Source organism: Paenibacillus sp. FSL R5-0475, from assembly GCF_038004585.1.
Taxonomy (GTDB): Bacteria; Bacillota; Bacilli; order Paenibacillales; family Paenibacillaceae; genus Paenibacillus_AQ.
In genome coordinates, this window is sequence record NZ_JBBORK010000001.1 from 2,459,021 (window position 1) to 2,480,366 (window position 21,346).

Genomic DNA, 21,346 nt, shown 5'->3' on the forward strand with positions numbered 1-21,346 from the left:
GGAAACCATAGATTATAGCCTGTCGATATTTTATTGAACAATAGTGTCCCATCCCTCACGAATAGAATGTGCTAAGCGCTAAGGTAGTAAAAATAAAACTGGAAAGAAACAACAAGTTAGTCATGGTTGGAGATTCCGTCACGGCGCGAATGCGGCTGTAACGGCCGATAAGCGATTAAGGAACAAATAGAATCTTGTCAATGAAATAGGAGGCTTCTTGGCGAAGCAAAGGTTCTTTGGAGTGGAAATCGACTGAACCGTCAGAATTGATTATTGTGACCGGATCCGTAACTCCGGCAGCAACAAGCTTGCTTACGGCCTTGATAGCCGAATCATCGGTTTTCCCTGCCAATCGGACCTCATCGCCAAGCGGCCATGGAAGAGGAATGCGCGTTAAGATGACGGCCATTTCTTCCCGAGTTATCGTGCGATCCGGTTCAAATCGGTCTCCGGTCTCCTCCTCCAACCAATGCTGCTCGACCGCTGCCTGTATCTCTTTGAAGGCAAAATGGTGTTCGATATCCGTATAACCGGATTTCGATTTGGAGGGCGGATAGCCGAAAGCATGCAGCAGCATTGTGATGAATTCCGCACGGGTCACGGACGCCTTCGGGTCAAAGCTGCGCCCATCTCTTCCATTAATGATATCAAGCGAATGGAGCTTTTCTATAGACGGTTGGTAGGGGCTTTCTTTCGAGACATCGGAAAACAACGCTTTTTCCTGTATTTTGGGCGAATAGGCTATCGGGGACTTGGAGGGTCTATACATATAAGCAATACCTCCATCCTTTTGTTCAAGAAATGCTATTTTCTTCCCGTGGTCATCCATAAACAACAAGGGATCTATCTTTTTCAAAGTAGTCTTGCCATTCCCCAATTTGTATCTGTCTTCCGCTACAAGTTGTCCGTTATTGTACGTAATTCTAGTCACAAATGACGGGGTATGCAGGTCTTTGTATAATCCGATATAACGCGCGGCTTGCTGTTCTGTAAGAGGTGATACCGATTCAGGCATCTCAGTGCTCTTCGGATAATAATGGTCCATAAAAGCAGCATACAAATCCGAGCGCAATTCGGAATCATTATTATAAATGACGAACATCCCCGTTTTACGCTCAGGCAGTAGCCATGTAAAAGAGGCATGTCCGGGGATGTTCCCACCTTTGCTGACGACATACTGACCATTCGACAGTTCATTAAAAATGCTTTCAAATCCATAGCTTGTTATAGGTATGGCCGGATGAGCGAAAACGGAAAACTTGCTCATTCGTTGAACACTTTGTTCACTTAACATTTGCCGATCTCCGGCCTTTCCTTTTTGTAGAAGCATGATCATGAATTTAGCCATATCGCTTCCGGTGGACAACATTCCGCCCTGAGGCATGTCCGTAGGATAAAGGCCATACTCCGGATATGGCGTGCCTTCCGGATCGTAAGCTGCAGCCATTCGGGCTTTAAGCTCTGGGGTTACAAGATCATGGGAAGAATTCATGCCGAGTGGTTGAAAGATGTTTTTATCCATGTATTCATGAAAAGGGAGCCCAGTAACTTGTTCCACGGCATATCCCGCCAAAGCAAAAGCATAATCGTCATACTGGTAGGCTTCCCCCGGCGTCCGGACGATGGTTGGCATTCGATCCATTAAGAAATCTCGAAGAGAATTCTCTTGATTGAGAAGATCGGGCGAGGCGTCATCGTCTTTTTCATATGGGAAATCGAACCCAGTCATGTGGGTCAGCATATTTTCCAAAGTTAGCTGTTTACCTGTCGAATTTGGTATTGTGATACCTCCGAGATATGATTGGATGTCCTGATCCAGCTTGATCTTCCCTTGGTCTGCAAGCTGCAGCACAGCCGCAGCTGTAAGCGTCTTAGAAATGGAACCGATGCGAAAAACGGTATTGGAATCTACTGGGGTTTTGCTTTCTTTGTTTGCATACCCGTATCCTTTGGATAAAACCACTTGTCCGTCCTGAACGACGACGAACATGGCACCCGGAACATTGAACTTCTTCAGGCTTTTCCCAAAGTAATTGTCCGCGAAGGCCTCCACTTCTTTGGGGTCAACCGGACCGCTTGGAGCAGCAGGAACAGCTGCAGTCTGAATCGCTGTGATTGTTTGTCCCTTAAGAGGGAGCTGTTCCGCACTGACACTATACCCTCCGACCAAAGCAATTAAGTAAGTCACAGCTAGAGACGTGCTTAGCGTTACAGCAAGCACTTTTGAAACTCTTTTTTTACGCATTAGAAAATCCTCCGTCAATGAAATTAGTATAGGCTGGAAGTACCCTCTCAGTGTAATATGATGAATTATTTCCCCGCACAGTCTTCCGAATAGTTCATCACCTAGCCTAAGGTCAAGCAAAAAAAGGTCAGACCTCTGCAGCTAACTCCGATGGCTACGGTGTGCCTTTCGATTGTTTCGATTGCGATTGACGATATATGCCTACAAAAAAATAGGCCAGCCAGAAATCGGGGTACGGTTGGTCTATGAATGACCGTCGCGCCCGGTTCATTATATTAATTTCTTTTTCTGACTAATTGCCTGAATATATTTAATAGTAAGCTTCCATAAGACTTTCCCAAACCAAAACATTAACACTCCAATCACAATAGAAATTGGCAAGGAATACATTGGGCTTGGTGTAAATGCTCCCATTTCGATTGTTATTCCCCCAATATCAAATCCCATATGTTGTCCGACAAATTTAAGAATTCCGCCTATCGGCGTAATAACTCCACCAATCATTAAAGCAATGGAAAGAGTACTGATGAACGGCAAGAGTAAGATACCACTGACACCTACAAAACTGTTACAAAGAGCAAATATTGCACCAAATTTACGCCAACTAAATTTACTGTTCATTGAAATGGCTTTACCTAAGTATACTTTCGCTAATTCTTTTGGGTTTCCTAACCGTTCGATGATTTGCTCAGTAGATACACCATTATTTTGCAATTCAAGTATTACACTTTTGATTTCTTTTAAAATGTCAATACGCTCGGAATCGGTCATCGATTTCAAATGATTGTCAATTTTCATTAGATAATCATTCATAATTTTATCCATAATTTAACTCTCCTTTGATTACTGATATAGCTGTTAATAAATTATCATAATCTTCAAATAAGGGACCAACCCCTTGTATTGCGCAGATTTCCTGATTTATCCGTATTTTTCATTTTCCATTTTTTCCTACTTGCTAAATTCAGCAAGTAAAATACTTTTAAACGGATTAGGACTGTTATCTCTACCCAAACTGTTCAAACTGACGACCAACGTATGATTGCCTCCAAGTGTACCTCCAGCAATCGTAGAAAACCCTAGAATGCCACCTGTGTGTCCCCATATCGAGACACCGTTTGGAAGCTTAGTTTCAAAGATTCCAAGACCATATCCATCGATTCCTGCTCTTCCTGTAGGAACTGTAGTAAGCATTTGTTTTAGCTGCTTTTCCTTCAGTAATTTGCCACCGAGCAAGGAAGAGAAGAATTTATTTAAGTCGTCAGCAGTAGAAATCATATCTCCAGCCGAGCCACCTGCACTTGGGTTGTAATAAGTAACGTCTTTTATCTCACTTGCTTCGTCTGGTTGGGAATATCCCCGAGCATGATTGGTGCCTGGAATAACGCTTGAATTGCCAGGTAGGAATGTATCCGATAATTCAAGCGGTTCAATAATCCGATTCTCAATCTCTTCCGCGTAGCTGTTTCCGGTTACTTTTTCAATAAGAATACCCAGTAATACGTATCCCGTGTTTGAATAAGACCAGCCCTTTCCTGGGACAAAGTCTGGGGGCAGAGAAATCCCCATCTTCACTATTTCATCAGCCGTATACGATTTTTTTGTATCCATAAAATCAGCGTCTTTTGACCTTGAGTATTCAGCGATACCACTTGTATGGTTCAATATCTGCCGGATGGTAATCTGTTTACCATTATATCCGTTTCCTTGAATGACACCGGGCAGCCATTTTTCGATGGAGTCGTTTAGATTTAAGCGGTTCTCTCCAGCTAATTGAAGTACAACCGTTGCGGTGAACGTCTTCGTCACGCTGCCAATGCGAAATCGAAAATCTGTTTCCATTGGTTTCTTGGTGCTCAGATTCGCTACCCCAGCGGCATAACCCCAAGTTTTTCCACCCTCAGAAGTTTTAGCAAGTATCCCCGGGAATCCAAGTTGCAATGTATCCCGCATTGCTTGCTTGACGGAATTATGATCTCGTTGAGTGGTTGTTGTTTGTAACGAACTAGATACATTTTGAGTGGGTTCTGCTTTTATAATTGAGCTTGACGATGTGTATAGCAGGGAACTTCCAGTTATTAAAAGGGCCAGACTTGCAAATGTAATTTGACTACGTATTTTCATAAGGCATTCCTCTTCTCAATTAATATTGTAAGTTTGTAATCATCTTCCTAATTGTTGTTTTACAAAGTTGAGTCGTCTATTTATTCATCAAATTAATTTTAAATTTATCGCCCTCATTACCACCAAAAACGATCATCCCACCTTCAGGTAGAACTACCGAATGATTGCTCGTTGCCTTTGAAAAGTTCACAACGATTCCATCTGCGTCATAAACGGCAAATCCTCCACTCACTGGAGTTTCAACGTTCATGACTCGATTGGCTGATTGAGCATCAATTTTATACCATACAGCCTGAACACCCGATGGTATGATGCAAAACGAGTCGTTCCCTTCATAAATGGGTTGAATAGCATCTTCACTAATATAGGATTGTCCGTCGATCTTTAAATACTCTTTATGGTTCTCATTATAGAAATTCAAATCGAAAGCATCTCTTCCGTTCAAAGTAGGAATCTCAATTACATTTACTGCTTTATTCTCGTCAACAATTTTAGTGCCGGTTGCGTATCCATGGTTGATATCAACGGATATATTTTTTGCCAAAAGCGATTTGCTCAAGTACAACATTGAAGTTATCTTTTCATCCAAAGAGTAGTAGTTTTTTCCATTTCTATGTTCCCATATCGTTTTAGTTGACTGACTTAGAGGATTGGAATCTAATTTTTGATATTCGTAGGTTACCGCAACTGTTTGACCTAATCCTGGAGTATCCGTATAAGCGTTAAGTTTTAAATAGGTTGTTCCATTCTTCTGGTGGTCAAAGCTTATGGTTGCATTCCCATCGTTGTTTTTAAATTGTCCTTTGCCCGTATATACATATTTTTGAGGCGGTATCGATCCAAATCCTAGATCGGGTAAATCAATCTCTCCGTTCTTTATCTCCAGATTTACCGTTTTACCTACGGTACCGTATAATCCAGAGTAAGCAAGCAAATCGGATGGCATTTCCACTTTCAATGGAGGTTCAAATGTTTTTTTAGGTAGGATTTCTTTAATGATGCCCTTGGCGCTTATATATTCTAATAAAATATTAGATGCAAATATACTATTGTAAATACCACTACCTCCCGATGAAAGTACAGCTATAGAAATGTCATGTTCGGGTAGGGTAGTCAAAGCAGCATGATACATATACGTATCTCCACCTTTGAATAATGCGGTTATTCCGTAATCACTAAATGGTGCTAAACGGACGGCATCCCAACCCAGGCCATAATTAATGGTGTTTGTCTCTTCAGAAACCCACACACCCTTTCTATACTCATGACTTTGCATAGCCATTGCTGACTTCTCAGATAAAATATCCGTTCGATTCCCGATTAATACTTCAGCAAACTTACTTACTTCTTCGGCCGTGGAGTAGATGCCTCCTGTCCCAATGAGATTGGCATTCTCGGTGGGTAAAGCTTGATCGATCCCGGGAAAATAAGTTTTTGTGAGTCTGTCTCTATCAAACGAATCACGTGGTGTTTGGGTAGAGGTTAATTGAAGAGGCTTGCTAATATGGGTTTCAAGAAATTCGCTGTAACTTAAACCGCTCACTCTTTCAACCAAGATTTCAAGCAGTTGAAAACCATCATTACAATATACCGAAAATTCGCCGGGGTTTGACTTTAAGTTATCTGATTGTAATTTGACCAATAATTCATCATGATTTTTCGTATCATTATCATCAAACAAAAAACTATTCCCATAGTGACTACCGTAAATTCCTGAAGAATGATTCATCAACATGCGTGGCGTAATCTCTTTATATCGTTCATCTGCCATTTTAAAGTCCTTAATGTACGTGGTTAGTGGTTGATCAATATCAATTTGATTAAAATCAGCTAGCATCATCGTTGCAGCAGACACATACGTTTTACTTACTGAGCCTATTCCAAACATCGTCTCTTTGGTTATCGGACTCTTGGTCGCTTTATCGTAGACACCAGCGCTATCCGATAAAACAATGGATCCATGATCCATAATTGCATACTGTAATCCACTTGCACCATAATCGGACACAATCTTCGAAGCCAGCTCCTGTGCCTTTTCTTTTACAGTGTCATTATTCGTTAGAGCAAAAGCAGGGGTGACTGGTATTGCAAAAAGTATTGCAGTCATTACTACGGAAACCATCTTCTTCATTATTAATCCCTCCTCGTATTCCTTCTAGATGTGACTTACTGAAATCATCATACAAGGAAGAACGCTGTTAGAATGAAAATCCCCCTGAAACGCAAAAAACAATCCCTAAACAACAGATTGTTTAGGGATTGTTGGTATATAATGGTATTAGTGCCATATTATTAAATACTTTATGTTTCGTTTCAATGGTCATATGACCACCGTACTTGTCGCAGATTCTAGCTATGTTCGTTAATCCGATACCATGAAATTCCGGGTTTGATTTTTGGCTGTTTAAGTGGGTAACTTCATTCTCCATATGATTCATGATGTGAATGAGAAGGGTAGACTCGGTAGAATGTATTTTTATAAGAATGTACCTATCTTCTGCGATCTTCAACTTTTTAGAAGCCTCTATTGCGTTATCTAGCATATTTCCAATGACAACACATAAGTCATAACGGTCAATATGGACTTTTTGTGAACATAAGCTAAGCTTTGTATCTATTCTTATGCCATTGGCTTGTCCAATATTAAGTGTATTTGTGACAAGGGCATCTATAACTAGATTCCCTGTGTTTACCCGTTGATAAGCCCCTTCAACTTTATTTAATGTAGTTTTAATATGTTCCCTTGCTGCTGCTAACTCATTTCGCTCAATACACTCTTCAATATACAAAAACTGTTGATTCGTATCATGAATGATTCTTTTAATGGATTTAAAGCTGTGAACGACTTTTTCGTAATTCGCATCCTGATGGTCCATCTGCTGTTGCAGCTGAGCATTCTCATGCATGAATTGAAATTTATCAATGATATTATCAAAAACATAGAAAATCATAACGTTTAAGAATAGTAATACAATGACGGATATGAAAGAATAGGCGTCCTTATAAGTTAGAATATTCAGTTGGTTTATACTTACGATAGGAATAACCGAAAAAAATATGTAGTAACGATAATGCAAAGAGTAACTTCTACGTTTTGCAAGTAGACGTATGATCTGAATGATAGCAAACATGATCATGCAACTGAGTAAAATAGCTTTTGTGTAGGCTATTTGATCATATTCATTTACAGAGTCAAAGCTAAACTCAATTGAATATAGGGTATAAAAAATATAAAGGGATATAAAATTAACGAGAGATATTAAAACACCGTAAAACATAGAAAAAATGATCTTGTCTTTAATTTTTACTTGATAAGATTGTGCAAAACTAAATATCATGAGCAAAGGTAGAATCAAAGATAAAATAGGAGAGATGGGAATAACCAGATACATGTAATCAAGCAACCCAAACATAATGAAATAAATAAATCGGTTATGTTTTTTAGCTGATTTATCAAACACCGAGTTGAAGAAAAAATTAATTTGAACACCCATCACAAGTACAATGCTAAAGACAATAGGAAAATTATTTTGAATCATATCAATCGACCTTCATAATCATAAATTTGGTGTAAGTATCTTTAACCTCATTAATTTTAGAACGACCTATGGGTAATTCCAACCCATTGGACATTAGAACAACTCCGCTAGAAAATTTCTTCACATGAAGCAGATTAATAATAATAGAACGATGGATTTGCAAGAAGTTACAGTCTTTTAAGGCCAAAGCATAATCTGAAATGATGCCTTTGCTTTCATAGGTTTGATTAGTGGTCGTAAAATGTAGTTTGCTTTTTATAGTTAAGCTTTTGGCAGCTTGAATACTAATGAGGTCATCATATTTTAAAACGATTTCTTCATAGGTTGACTTGATAACCATAAACTTTTTATCAAGTGCTTGAAAGTATTGGCATATCTTGATCATTTTCTCCTCCAAGATCGAAGGAGCAATGGGTTTTATCAAATACTGAAATGTCATGACATCAAAACTTTCCACCATATATTCAGGATAGCTTGTCAGAAAAATAATTTGTTCATCTAGGTTATTTAACTCTCTTATTTTTCGGGCTGTTTGAATCCCGTTTATCCCCCCCATTTCAATATCCAAAATTAAAATATGGAATGGAGTTTCATAGCGCTCATAATGGGATACCAATTGCTCTCCCGAGCCGAATAATTCAATTTCAAAATCTATATTAGTCTTTATCGACAAAGTAATCAGCATACTTTTGACAAGCTCTCTTTGTTTTTCCTCATCATCGCAAATAGCCACTCTATACAAAAATAATACACCCCGCATTTTCTATACCTTTATTCTAAAACTCCATATAAACATGATACAACCTTTTGACTTTGTATAGATAGCTTTTGGATGAAATGCAAATTAAAATCCCTCAACACCACATGAACGAATATTTCCTTGACTGCATCTTACCCATGTTCAGAGGTATTGTGAATGTCTTTTTTATAACATCCATATGGAGTTAAGCTGCAATTCCAAGCTGTTTTAGATCAGGTATTTCCTGAATACAAGGGTCTATTTGGGGGTTTACATTCTGTTGTATCTTTGAAAACATTGTTGACGTTCCCTACCTCAGATGAAGTTCTGAGCGCTGGAGAGGAAAAATTAACAGAGATGATGGCATCTTTATGTGTACGAAGATTCTGTCCGTTTTCAATGAGTCCTTATGGCAAATCGAGAGACCGTTGTTAAGCGGCTTATAAGCGCAGTTAATCAAATCCACCGCTGGGTCGACTAATCGCTCACTATAAATGACGAAATGTCGAATAAACCTGAAAAAGTACATCTTTAAATGATACGTGGCGGACTAAAGTATAGATTCCTGCAAATTTACAGTAATTATTGCTTAAGAATAAGTCTTCGTGTCATAAGTATGGATATTCCTGTATATTCGCAGGTTTCGACCTAATAAAAGAAAAAATCTGCGCAAAAAGATGCACATTTGCAGTTTTCTTTTGTCTAGCGAAAGGTTTGTATGACTATGAGAAATAAATTCCATTCTAGGTTGTGAGTCGGTGCTCACGATTTATCTTTGTTAAACTCAGAATCAGGGTATCATCGGAGTCCATGTTTTAAGGCGGTCAAACTCATAGATCGTTCGGAGATGATAGGGTTCTTTTTCATGCTCTCTTTCAAAAACACCCATGTACCCAACCTCATTAAATACAACATATTCAAGAGTAACCAATGGATCGGGACGATTAATTTGCCAATAATAATGTAATTCTAACGGCGCCTTGTACCATAACCAATCTAAATCTTGAAGAGCTACATTTCTGTGTTGGAGAACCCATATACTGAAGACTACATGAGGATCGTCTACAGGTATTTCTGAGTTTGGATTTTTATCTTTTAAATGATTTGCTGCCTTCTGAAGTACATTGTTAACATCTGATTCAACTTTAAAATTAGAAACGGCTTTAACCTGATTAAATTGCTCCGTATATTTGTTACTCTCCGAAAGCGCTTTGATTTGTTGAAAACTAATCTTAGGGGTATAGAAAATGACGAAGACGGTAATCAACCCAAACATTAGCGCCTTTGCGTAAAGAAACTTTTTCTTTTTATTCATATAAATCAAGCCCATGATAAAACCCACAGGAATCAGTAATCCAAATAAATCGACATACAATTCACAAAGTAAAAAAGCTGCAATTATGATCACCCAGTCTTTTAACTTTAATATCTTTCGCTGATCCAAATAAGACAACAGTAATGAAACAAAAAAACAGATCCATAAAATCCAGCTCAATAGTATCAGTCCTCCCTTCTTTCATTATATACAAAACACCCGACAGACGAATCTGCCGGGTGTTTTATCATTTATATTTTACAAATCAGGATGCTCATGTTTCGCTTTCAGACGATTCCAGCGACGCTCCACTTCTGCCTCGAAGCTGCGTAAAGCCGGCTCATTCTCAGGCTTCAGTAAATGACGGGTTTTGCCCATTGTCTTCAACCAAGCGGAGAGCTCAACGCGTTTGCCCTTATCCTCTGGATTGTACGTAATATTCGTAGAACCGTGCTCCACTTCATATAGAGGGAAGAAGCAAGATTCAACAGCCAGCGAAACGATGTTGGTACCCTCTTTATCCTCAGACATCCAGTTCAGTGGGCATGCGATCAGGATTTTACCGTACACAAGTCCTTCGTTCTGAGCGTACCATTGTGCTTTTGCCGCTTTCTTCACAAGATCCTGCGGGTAAGCTTCGGAACCTGTGAAGACATATGGAATGTTAGTAGCTGCCATGATTTGCGCAGTATCCTTATGCTGTGTAACTTTACCTTGCTGATTCTTACCAATGCTGGATGTAGATGTACGGTGACCCAGTGGTGTGGAATAGGACTGCTGTGCACCTGTGTTCATGTAACCTTCGTTATCGTACTCTACGATAATCATTTTGTGACCGCGTAGTGCAGCCCCAATTGCAGGTCCCATTCCGATGTCCATACCGCCATCACCAGTTACCATTACAAATGTGAAGTCGTCTTGAAGCCCAAGTCCGTCCAATTCACCACGGCGTTTGCGTTCCCAGAACATTTCTACGACACCGGATAAGGTAGCTGCACCATTTTGGAACAGGTTATGAATAAACGTAGATTTATGAGAAGAATATGGATAACCCGTAGTTGTTACCATCGCACAACCCGTGTGATAAAGCGCTACGATATCCCCTTCGATGCCTTTGAAGAACGTCTCCAGTCCTGAGAAAATCCCACAGCCTGGACAAGCGCCATGACCTGGTGCAAGCCGTTTAGGTTTCTTCGTCAAGCTGCGCAGTGGGGGTATCCGCACACTTAATTTCCCTGTTGCTTCATCCTGTTTAACCGTAATTAATCCTGTCTTCAGCGAATCAAAGTCCATCGGCTTCAATAGACGCTGTGGCGCTTTGTCCGGTGCACCTGGATTGTGACCATAGTAGTCAAATGGAACTTCAACACGGTCTGCAGCAACGGCATCCAATGCTAATTGGAAGAATGCATGACCATCTTCTGCGTAGAAGTCCTTACCGCCCAACCCGTAAATACGGCTAATTACCTTTGTAGTAGTGTTACCATAGGTGAACAAGGCTGCCTTGATCTCATTTACCATATTACCGCCGTGACCACCAACCGAATCCGCACGGTCGCCTACGGTGATTGCCTTAACATTTTTCAGCGCTTCAGCCATTTGCTTCTGCGGGAAAGGACGAATCATATTCGGCGAAATTGCACCTGCTTTGATCCCTTGCAAACGAAGCTGATCCACAACATCTTTAATAATCTCTGAGGCAGAGTTCATCAAGAATACGGCTACTTCCGCATCTTCCATCCGATACTCTTCGATCATTGGATAGTGGCGTCCAGTCAATTCAGCGAATTCCTTAGCAATTTCTTCGAAGACTTCACCCGCATTATACATCGCTACCGACTGCTGATAACGGTTGTTGATATAATCAGGTTCGTTCATGTAAGGACCTACGGTAACTGGATTATTGCGGTCTAGTGTATCTGTGAAGCCTACCGGTGGTTGTGGGCCAACGAATTTATGAACATCCTCACGGTGAGTAAATGCCTGTACTCGACGTTTCTGGTGAGAAGTAAAATACCCATCTGATGCTACCATTACTGGAAGACGCACTTTGGCGTGCTCAGCAAGCTTAAGTGCCATCAGATTCATATCATAAACGGATTGTGGATCACGGCACATCAGAATCGGCCAGCCCGTATTTAGCGCAAAATACAAATCAGAATGGTCACCATGAATATTAAGCGGACCGGATATCGAGCGGCAGATCAAATTCATTACCATAGGCATCCGTGTACCAGCTTGTACCGGCAATTGCTCTAGCATGAACATATAACCTTGAGCACTGGTAGCATTAAATACACGTCCACCAGCCGTCGAAGCTCCATAACAGATTCCTGCAGAACTGTGTTCGCCATCTGATGGAATAAGCATAATATCATGCTGACCGTTCGCTTTCATGGTATCTAGAAATTGAGCGACTTCTGTCGATGGGGAGATCGGAAAATAACCCATGACATGATAATTTATCTGATGGGCTGCATAAGCCGCCATTTCATTGCCGGATTCATATAGGAATTTCTGCTCAACCTTCGTAGAGCTTACTTCTTTTTCATAATCAATAGCCACGTGTGTTCCACCTTTCCTCCGTTAATTAAGCCTCAGTAACAAGATCAAAAATATGCCGGACCGTATGGCTCTCAGCGTAGCCATCTTCCTCGCGTTCGCCAGACAAAGCCGTTGTAGGACAAGCTTCTACGCATTTTAAACAGCCTTTGCAGTATTGATAATCGATGCCTTGCAGGAACATTTGCGGACGTCCCTTCTTATCAGGCTGCTCATCCCAAACAAAACATAAATCAGGACATACCGTATCGCACTGCGCACAATGAATACAATCCTCTAATTTAAAATGAGGCAATAAACCGGATCTTGAAATGCTAAGATTCTTTAAAAAGCTGCTGCCAGGATTCGTAATGGTACCACCAATAGGCTGAGTTTCATAACCTAAGGCCGAAATATCTGACCGAACGAACTCAGGCATAATCGCACCTTCAGGCAAAGGGAAATGCATGAAAGTAACTTCATTAAATCCACGTTCGAAAGTAGTTAGTGCGGATTGAACAGCCTGCGGATATTTTTTGCCAAGTGATTTCTCGATAACCCCCTTCATAATTTCAGGATCCAAGAAATCGCACATCCGGAACAACGCACCTAACATTGCCATGTTTACGCGGTTCTTCTCATCTAATGCGATCGATGTAGCATCAACGACAGCTATAGTTCCTGCCATCATGTTCAGGGAGGACTTCAATTCTTCTGGCGACTTAGCCGAGTTCACTAGCACCGTGCTATGATCATAAATTCCGCTAGTCACGTTGACGGTCTTTGCCAACGCTTCATGGAATATGCCTACGACGTGAGGTCGTTCTACCGGTGAAGTGTCACGAATATGTGTGTTCAAATCACAAAAACGGATATGTGCCTTTACCGCTGATCCCTTTTTCTCAGAACCATAGGATGAAAAGCTCACTCCATTCATTCCAGCACCGACAACGCCTGCTTCTGCAAGCATTTTACCAGCTAAGTTCGCGCCTAGCCCTCCAATTGATTCCAGACGAATCTCAAAAAATCCGAGTTCGTTCACTTTTGGTAACTGTACCACCGACATAGCCCCTTTCAGAATGTCATCAGTATAATATCCTTTTGACTTTTTCAACGATTGTATCTTGATTTTGCAAGTCGCGAAGTGACAAATCTTGCATTTTCCATGTGTTACCTAAGCTTATTTAGCTACTTTTATTTAGCAATAAAATTAAAAATTAAGATGTTAAATTCATCACATTCTGCATGATAAATATCACACTCCAGTGAAAAGTCGCGCCTCTTCATAAAAATGTGTGTTATTTTTACTTTTCAACTAGTCCGTTTCAGGATAAACTGATGCTTGGTGTAATTTTTCGAAGACAGCTTAGGAGGCATTAATTGTGAAGTCAAATGAAGCATCATTACAGAAGAAATTGCTTCCTCGGCATATCAGCTTTATGGCGATGGGCGGAGTAATCGGTACAGGGATTTTTAAAGGAAGTTCTGAGACCATAAGCATTGCCGGACCTGCGGTTATTCTTACTTATGTATTAGCAGGCCTGCTACTCTTAGTGGTCATGGGGGCAATAGCCGAAATGGCTACGGTGTACCCGAATAGGAATATGAAGGACTTCATACGTGAGGCTTTTGGAGAACGACTCTCCTTTATCGTGGGCTGGTTATATTGCTTCATGTGGTTGACCGTTTGTGTGATTGAAGTGCTGGCAGCAGGCAGCTTCTTGCAATACTGGTTACCGGATGTTCCTTTATGGCTGCTCAGTCTTGCAAGTGGCGCTTTAATTATCGGCATCAACATGATGAGTGTAGGTGGTTATGGAGAAACGGAGTTTTGGTTGGCCGGTATCAAAATTGCTATGATCATCATCTTCATTATCTTAGGAAGCTCATTAATTTTCGGGCTGTTGCCAATGACTGAAGCTACGCCTTACTTACACAACTTTACAGACTATGGTGGATTTCTCCCACGAGGCTGGACCCCCATCTTCTCTGCCCTTCTTGTCGTTATGTTCTCCTACGGTGGGTCAGAGTTGATTGGACTTACCTTGACGGAGACACAAGATGCAGAAAAGGTCTTACCTAAGGTTGTCAAAAGCTTCATTCTGCGCGTTATTCTGTTCTATACCTTGCCGATCCTAATCATCTGTGGATTAATACCATGGAATCAACTGAATGAGCATACAAGCCCGTTTGTTCAGGTATTAGCCGCAACAGGACTTAAGGGTGCCGATCACATCATGAACTTTATTCTGATTACAGCGGTGCTCTCTGCTGCCAATTCTGGTATTTATGGCGCCACTCGGATGCTGCACTCTATGGCGTCACAGGGCGAAGCACCACGTAGCTTGGCAAAAACCTCTGCAAAAGGTGTACCCATCAACAGTCTGAAGCTCTGTGCCGTTGTTCTTGTTATTGGTTCCTTATTAGCGTACTTCGCCCAGGATGGATTGTTCCGTTTGCTAATGGCGGTTCCAGGCTTTGTGGTTATTCTCGTATGGATCAGCATTTGTATGTCACAACTTAAACTGAGAAAATCTTATCCGAAAGAACCAACCTTTAAGGTATGGGGATTCCCTTATATAACCGTTGTTACACTGGTTTGTTTAACTGTTATCGCGGTTTCTTTTCTCTTCGATGTTCAGAACCGTATCAGCATAGGAACATGCCTAGCAGTTCTGTTGATGCTTACGATTTGGTCGTTCGTAAAATTCAAGAAAAAGAATTAAAGGTTCTAGCTCGGACCTATTTATCAAAAAGAGGTGTATCCCTTGTTCTTCACACTAGCGAAGAGAGGGACACGCCTCTTTTTAATTATTGCCACTCTAAACCGATTGTCTTTATCGTGGAAGATTAATTACCATAGCGGGACGGACGCCGTCACGGGCTACACTGACATTCGCATAGCTGCGAATACTGTAACTCGGTCCGACAAAAAACGCACGCGAAGGTTTGTTTCCCTGTGTTCGCAGCCACCACCAAGAGCAGCCAACCTCTTCGCCGTCTTTAATTATATAGTTATCTTTATCCGTTTTATCATATACGTATAAGCTGCATCCATCATACTTTTTCATTTTAGCAAATTCCGTGCCAACCGCACGCCGTAGTTCTTTGCCATGTATCTCTGAGAATGCCTTTATCTCATCAACGCTAAGCAAAAAAACGTTGTCCTCTGTATCTGGGGTACCCTCTCCGTTATCTGAGCAAAGGGTCGTCTTTATTAATCCCTTCTCGGCAGCATTGAATGCGCTGTTATAGAATTCATCGTTCAGCCACTCGCGCAAATCACAGTCGTGCCACGTAATATCCACGCAATCACGCCATTTAATATCTGCGCTCTTGCCGTGATACCTCTTACATTCCAAAATGTACTCGCTCAAAACGAACAGTTCGCTATCTGAATTATGGAGAACACGCCATTCAATCGGCAGCTCTTTACCATCCTTCGATTGTGAATACTTACCGAAAGTAATGATTTCGCCTGGCTTAACGTTCCTGTTCGGCGCTAAAGCAAGCTTCCCCTCTTCCATTAAGTTCTCCTCCTTATTTACAAGCCTCTGAAAAAACAAAAAAACGCGGGTATATCACTCTCCCGCGTTAACACTGTTGACAGAATTAATCCTGCAAAATCTATTCAATATCCGGTCGTATATGCTCAGCGATTAACTGCTGCTTGCTAGTCCAGACCTTTTCACTCAAATTCACCCGATATACTTCGGGATTCAGCTTACGTTGATACTCCGGCCAGAATAGATCCTTTTGCTCCCGATGATAACGTCGAACCTCATTCAAATCCGGCAAAGTATACACTTGAAATCCGTTAACGTATATCGGTTCTAGCATAGGCAATGCCTCGTAACGCTCGACATACTTATGCATGTATGGATGCAGCGGATTAAACAGCTTCAACCGCGCACCGTTACGTGGAGCTTCCTCTTCTGGAAAGCAGATATAATCCGCAAGTGCTTTGCCATTTTTACCGATAATCCGGAATACGTCCTTCTTGCCAGGCGTAGATACTTTCTCAGGATTGGAAGAAATCTTGATCGTCGGGATCATTTCTCCAGTAGCGGATTCAATTTCCACCAGCTTGTAGACGCCACCCAGAGAGGGTTGGTCAGAGGCGGTGATTAGTTGTGTACCCACACCCCAAGTATCAATTGCTGCGCCTTGCAGCTTCAGATCCATGATCGTGTTCTCATCCAAATCGTTGGAAGCGACTATCTTCACATAATCCAGGCCAGCATCATCCAACATCTTACGCGCTTGACGAGATAGATAAGCCAAGTCACCGCTATCCAAACGGATACCGACCATTTTTTTACCTTGTGCCTCAAGCTTCTTGGCTGTATTGATTGCATTAGGCACCCCACTACGGAGTGTATCGAAGGTGTCGACCAATAGCGTAACTTCGTCCGGCATCACCTTAGCATAGGCATCAAAAGCCTCCTGCTCGCTGCCAAAGCTCTGAACCCAGGAATGTGCATGTGTTCCCTTGGTCGGAATACTAAACATTTTGCCTGCGAGCATGTTAGAAGTAGCATCAAAGCCGCCAATATAGGCTGCTCTAGCCCCCCACACCGCTGCATCTGCTTCTTGCGCACGCCGGGTACCAAACTCCAGCAAGATGTCATTCGGAGCCACCTGCTTAATTCGTGAAGCCTTAGTAGCGATCAACGTCTGGTAGTTCATGAAGTTCAGAATGGCTGTCTCCACCAGCTGAGCCTCCATAATTGTCCCTTCCACACGGATTAATGGCTCATCTGGAAAAATCAAAGCGCCTTCTTTCATCGAATGAACGGTTCCCTGAAAATGAAACTGCAACAGTTCCTCCAAAAAAGCGGGAGCATAGTTTTCTTCTTGCTCAGACAAATAACGGATATCATCTTCGGTAAACCGCAAGCCGCCGATATAACCAACAATACGCTCTAAACCTGCGAACACAGCATAGCCGTTACCGAAAGGTAGCTTCCGGAAATAAGCCTCAAATACAGCCTTCCGTTTATGAGTTCCATTCACCCAGTGAGCGTACATCATATTGATCTGATATTTATCAGTATGTAGCGCAAGTTCTCTTCTCAAGTCCTCATCTCCTAATATCTACGCTGCTATATGTGTATGTTCTGTTCTAGTATTATGCCTTAACAACGTCTGCTCCTAAACTTCCCCGGAAATGTTCTAACGCCCAAGTATGTCCATTTGGATTAAAGCTGGCAACTGCATCTTCATGCACAATAATTGCAAACCCTTTGTTATATGCATCCACTGCTGTGTGCAGTACACAAATATCGGTGCAGACCCCAATTAAATGAAGTTCAGTAATGCCACGCTCCCGCAGCTTGATTTCCAGATCAGTTCCACTAAAAGCGCTATAACGCGTTTTGTCCATCCAATAGATGGAATCGCGGTTGTGTTCATACACAGATTTCAAACCTCCGAACAACTCACGTCCTTCACTCCCGCGTATATTATGAGGATGAAAAAGTTTGCTCTCCGGGTGGTAAGGGTCATTCTCTTCATGTAAATCCACGGCCATAACGACATAATCGCCACTTTGGACAAACTCCGACGTTAGCTGGCTGATTCTAGGCTCGATATCTACGGCTGGCTGGCCAACCGGCAGATTTCCGTTAACAAAATCATTCGTAAAGTCGATCACTATTAGTGCTTTCATGAGATTAATCCCCTCTCCTGATTTAAGCCACTACGTGTAGATGGATAACAAAGGCTCATGATCTGTGAACATATAGAGCTGAGCGGGACGCTGGGAGTATTGATTTGAACTAAGCGCATTTCCCTCTTCATCTCTTACTTCTTTTAATATACCCTGACGACTACGTGTTGAAGTGATTTTACGAATAAAATTCGGTTCCTTAAATTCCGGTACTACCGTTTGAATGACTTGATAGAGCTCACTAAGGGTAAAATGTCTAGGCAAAAACTGTCTTGCGATCGTAGTTTGAAGCATTTGTTGTTGAATGCGCAAGTATGCATCCTTGATGATATCATGGTGGTCAAAAGCGAGCTCCAGCTCTTCAAGTGCTTCCTGCAATGTAAATAAACCTACCTCGCCAGCATCATCCGAAGCTTGTCTTTGCTCCAACATCCATTCTTCTACAAGGGCAAAAAAAGCATGACTGATAATCCATCCGCGAGGGTCGCGGCCTGGTGTACTGTAAACGCCCAGATATTCCAAATGACCACCATCTACACCAGTCTCTTCTTTGAGTTCACGTGTAGCCGCAGCATAAATGGACTCATCCTCCTGACAGAATCCGCCTGGGAGAGCCCACATTCCAGCACATGGCCATTTCTTTCGTCTAATTAACATTACCTTAAGCTCGCGTAAGGGAAGCGTCTTCGTGACCGTCTTACGTTCGCGTTTGGTCAGTGTAAACATTACGATGTCGGCCGGAACTCCGTCCGGTGTACGATATTTTTTGGCGTTATAGGTTTGTTCCCCATTTTCGCTCATATTTGCCCCATCCTTTTCCGAAGCTATAATTTTACTAATTCGTATCTTTAAATGTACCAAACCTTAACTTCTAAAATCAACAACTGGACATAGAAAGATTAGGATTATGTATAGTGTGAAACTTAAAGGGGCGGATCTGCATCCGCCCCCTAAACTGAGTGTGGGTTATCCGCATGTGGTCGGAGGCGCCTCGGTGCCGGCTTCCACATTTATTTTTTCCGAAACGGTATCTCTAATCACGGAAATGACAAGCTGGAGTAGATAATTGATGTCACTCTGGCTCTGCTGAAATTCGTTCACGACTGGAATGCCGTCAATTTCATCCTGCAACACTTCAATTTCACGCTCGATCTTGGCTACCATATCTTTATTTTTAAAGCTTTCGAAGGCGACAATCTCCTTCTGCTTTTTCTTAATCGTTGCAATCAGGCCTTGTACACGCTCGTGGTTCAGGATTTTTTGCTCAGCCTGCTGAAAATGCTTTACTTCTTCACTTGTCGAGATCAATGTAGCCAGTTCTTTGGCTTTACCCATAATATCCTCGCGTACGATCAAGTCACGGGTATTATAAGTCTTCATTCCATATTTATTCAAACGTTGTTCCTCTGTACTCACAAGCCATCTCCCCATTCGTATGTGATGATTAATGAACAGCAGCAGCTTCTGCCACAATATCCCCTTTGATATACCATGTTTTGGTATCTGTAATTCTCACTTTTACAAATGTGCCAATAAGCTCCTTCGAACCTTCAAAATGGACCAGCTTGTTCGCACGGGAACGGCCAGAAAGGACTTCCGAGTTATTCTTACTCTCGCCTTCTACCAGTACCTCGACGACTTCACCTAGCATACGGTCATTAATGATCCGACTATTCTCTTTAATGATATCATTGAGTCTTTGCAGACGTTCGCTCTTCACTGACATCGGTACATTGTCCTCCATAGCAGCTGCAGGGGTACCTTCACGAGGTGAATAAATGAACGTATATGCCATATCATACCCAACCTCGCGCACCAGCGAAAGAGTATCTTCGAATTGCTCATCCGTCTCACCAGGGAAACCAACAATAATATCGGTACTTAATACCGCATTAGGCACACTTATCTTGATCTTACGAACTAACTCCAGATAAGCTTCACGAGTATATTTACGACTCATTTTCTTAAGTACGGCAGTACTTCCCGATTGAACCGGCAGATGGATATGCTCCACCAGGTTGCCGCCTTTGCCGAGTACTTCAATCAATTTATCGTCAAAATCACGTGGATGCGATGTCATGAAGCGGATGCGCGGGATATCAATTAAACGCATATCATCCATTAGGTCACCAAAGGTGTAATCGATGTCTGTAAAATCCTTACCGTATGCGTTTACGTTCTGCCCCAGCAAAGTCACTTCCTTGAATCCTTGACGCGCGAGCTCTCTTACTTCAGCAATGACGTCCTCCGGACGGCGGCTGCGTTCTTTTCCTCGTGTAAAAGGTACGATACAGTACGTACAGAACTTATCACAGCCATACATAATGTTTACCCAAGCCCGCATGCCTTCACGTTTTTTCGGTAAGTTCTCAATAATATCGCCCTCTTTAGACCATACCTCCACCACAAGCTCTTTACTGAATACAGCTTCTTTAATGAGGTGTGGCAGACGGTGAATATTATGCGTACCGAAGATCATATCCACGAATCCATGCTTAGACATAATTCGATTAACTACGCCTTCCTCCTGCGACATGCAGCCACACACGCCCAGCAAAAGACCTGGCTTCTCAATCTTCAAGTTCTTAAGGTGACCAAGCTCTCCAAACACCTTATCCTCGGCATTCTCGCGAATCGCACAAGTATTGAGCAAAATGAGATCCGCATGATTCCGATCATCGACGCTTTTGTAGCCCATCTGTTCCAACAGGCCCTTCATCGTTTCCGTGTCATGCTCATTCATTTGGCAGCCATAAGTCGTTATATGATAATATTTGTCTACTCCGAAATTCTGCATCTCTTCAGGAATCTCGAAATCATAATGCACTTCTATTTCTTCCTTGCCACGCCGTTTTCCTTCTTTATAATCAGGCTGGCTATTAATTTGAACGTTTCTTCCTTTAATCCGATAAGTAATCTTACCTTCTTCTTCACTAATTACCTTCGCATCGCTAAAATCAAAATATTTCGAATAATCTTTCGAACCCTTGCCGGATTTTAAGTCCGGTGAGTTATGGTTCCCCTTAGTCATGCTGTTTTCACGTCCTCTATCTCAAATGTAGCTTATTGATGTTTTAACCTAATATAAAATTATAGCACATTCTATAACATTACATCCATCTTAGATGTCCATCCCAATATGCACTGATTTAGGTTTATCAAGTAAAAACTT

At 41.8% G+C, this 21,346-nt stretch carries 16 protein-coding genes; 1 reads left to right on the top strand and 15 read right to left on the bottom strand.

The window, feature by feature from the left end:
* Window positions 1-175 precede the first annotated feature (175 nt).
* From MKX41_RS11100 to MKX41_RS11145, 9 genes are all read right to left on the bottom strand, one after another.
* Window positions 176-2,245, bottom strand: coding sequence for a serine hydrolase (locus tag MKX41_RS11100; RefSeq protein WP_340970421.1), 2,070 nt, complete (start codon window positions 2,243-2,245; stop codon window positions 176-178).
* Window positions 2,246-2,515: 270 nt separating this feature from the next.
* Window positions 2,516-3,070, bottom strand: coding sequence for a DUF1700 domain-containing protein (locus MKX41_RS11105; RefSeq protein ID WP_340970423.1), 555 nt, complete (start codon window positions 3,068-3,070; stop codon window positions 2,516-2,518).
* A gap of 126 nt (window positions 3,071-3,196) precedes the next feature.
* The gene (locus MKX41_RS11110) at window positions 3,197-4,369 is read right to left on the bottom strand and encodes a serine hydrolase domain-containing protein (protein WP_340970425.1); all 1,173 of its coding nucleotides are present in this window, start codon (window positions 4,367-4,369) and stop codon (window positions 3,197-3,199) included.
* A 76-nt stretch (window positions 4,370-4,445) separates the two neighbouring features.
* Complete coding sequence (locus MKX41_RS11115; RefSeq protein ID WP_340970428.1) at window positions 4,446-6,500, bottom strand: serine hydrolase domain-containing protein; 2,055 nt, start codon at window positions 6,498-6,500, stop codon at window positions 4,446-4,448.
* A gap of 121 nt (window positions 6,501-6,621) precedes the next feature.
* Window positions 6,622-7,908, bottom strand: coding sequence for an ATP-binding protein (locus MKX41_RS11120; protein WP_340970430.1), 1,287 nt, complete (start codon window positions 7,906-7,908; stop codon window positions 6,622-6,624).
* A 1-nt stretch (window position 7,909) separates the two neighbouring features.
* Complete coding sequence (locus MKX41_RS11125; protein ID WP_340970432.1) at window positions 7,910-8,650, bottom strand: LytR/AlgR family response regulator transcription factor; 741 nt, start codon at window positions 8,648-8,650, stop codon at window positions 7,910-7,912.
* 787 nt (window positions 8,651-9,437) lie between these two features.
* Window positions 9,438-10,142, bottom strand: a complete 705-nt coding sequence (locus MKX41_RS11135) for a hypothetical protein (protein ID WP_340970433.1) — start codon at window positions 10,140-10,142, stop codon at window positions 9,438-9,440.
* Between the two features lie 78 nt (window positions 10,143-10,220).
* Window positions 10,221-12,527 (bottom strand): thiamine pyrophosphate-dependent enzyme, encoded by a 2,307-nt coding sequence (locus MKX41_RS11140; RefSeq protein WP_076298830.1) that lies wholly within the window; start codon window positions 12,525-12,527, stop codon window positions 10,221-10,223.
* Between the two features lie 25 nt (window positions 12,528-12,552).
* Window positions 12,553-13,563 (bottom strand): 2-oxoacid:acceptor oxidoreductase family protein, encoded by a 1,011-nt coding sequence (locus tag MKX41_RS11145; protein ID WP_076283479.1) that lies wholly within the window; start codon window positions 13,561-13,563, stop codon window positions 12,553-12,555.
* A gap of 322 nt (window positions 13,564-13,885) precedes the next feature.
* Here MKX41_RS11145 and MKX41_RS11150 point away from each other — a divergent pair, with 322 nt between their 5' ends.
* On the top strand, window positions 13,886-15,229 hold the full coding sequence (locus MKX41_RS11150; RefSeq protein ID WP_076298829.1) for an amino acid permease: 1,344 nt from the start codon (window positions 13,886-13,888) through the stop codon (window positions 15,227-15,229).
* Window positions 15,230-15,340: 111 nt separating this feature from the next.
* Here MKX41_RS11150 and MKX41_RS11155 read toward each other — a convergent pair whose 3' ends face one another.
* The 6 genes from MKX41_RS11155 to miaB all read right to left on the bottom strand — a co-directional run bounded on the left by MKX41_RS11155 (window position 15,341) and on the right by miaB (window position 21,205).
* The gene (locus tag MKX41_RS11155) at window positions 15,341-16,030 is read right to left on the bottom strand and encodes a DUF6273 domain-containing protein (RefSeq protein WP_340970436.1); all 690 of its coding nucleotides are present in this window, start codon (window positions 16,028-16,030) and stop codon (window positions 15,341-15,343) included.
* A 100-nt stretch (window positions 16,031-16,130) separates the two neighbouring features.
* Complete coding sequence (locus tag MKX41_RS11160; RefSeq protein WP_076283476.1) at window positions 16,131-17,582, bottom strand: nicotinate phosphoribosyltransferase; 1,452 nt, start codon at window positions 17,580-17,582, stop codon at window positions 16,131-16,133.
* Window positions 17,583-17,634: 52 nt separating this feature from the next.
* On the bottom strand, window positions 17,635-18,174 hold the full coding sequence (locus tag MKX41_RS11165) for a cysteine hydrolase family protein (protein ID WP_340970437.1): 540 nt from the start codon (window positions 18,172-18,174) through the stop codon (window positions 17,635-17,637).
* A gap of 30 nt (window positions 18,175-18,204) precedes the next feature.
* Window positions 18,205-18,975, bottom strand: a complete 771-nt coding sequence (locus MKX41_RS11170) for an NUDIX domain-containing protein (RefSeq protein ID WP_042128449.1) — start codon at window positions 18,973-18,975, stop codon at window positions 18,205-18,207.
* 165 nt (window positions 18,976-19,140) lie between these two features.
* Entirely contained in the window at window positions 19,141-19,590 is a 450-nt protein-coding gene (locus tag MKX41_RS11175) for a RicAFT regulatory complex protein RicA family protein (protein WP_042188957.1), read from the bottom strand.
* 28 nt (window positions 19,591-19,618) lie between these two features.
* A complete protein-coding gene (miaB, locus tag MKX41_RS11180; protein WP_340970439.1) occupies window positions 19,619-21,205 on the bottom strand; it encodes a tRNA (N6-isopentenyl adenosine(37)-C2)-methylthiotransferase MiaB in 1,587 nt (528 codons plus the stop codon).
* Window positions 21,206-21,346 lie beyond the last annotated feature (141 nt).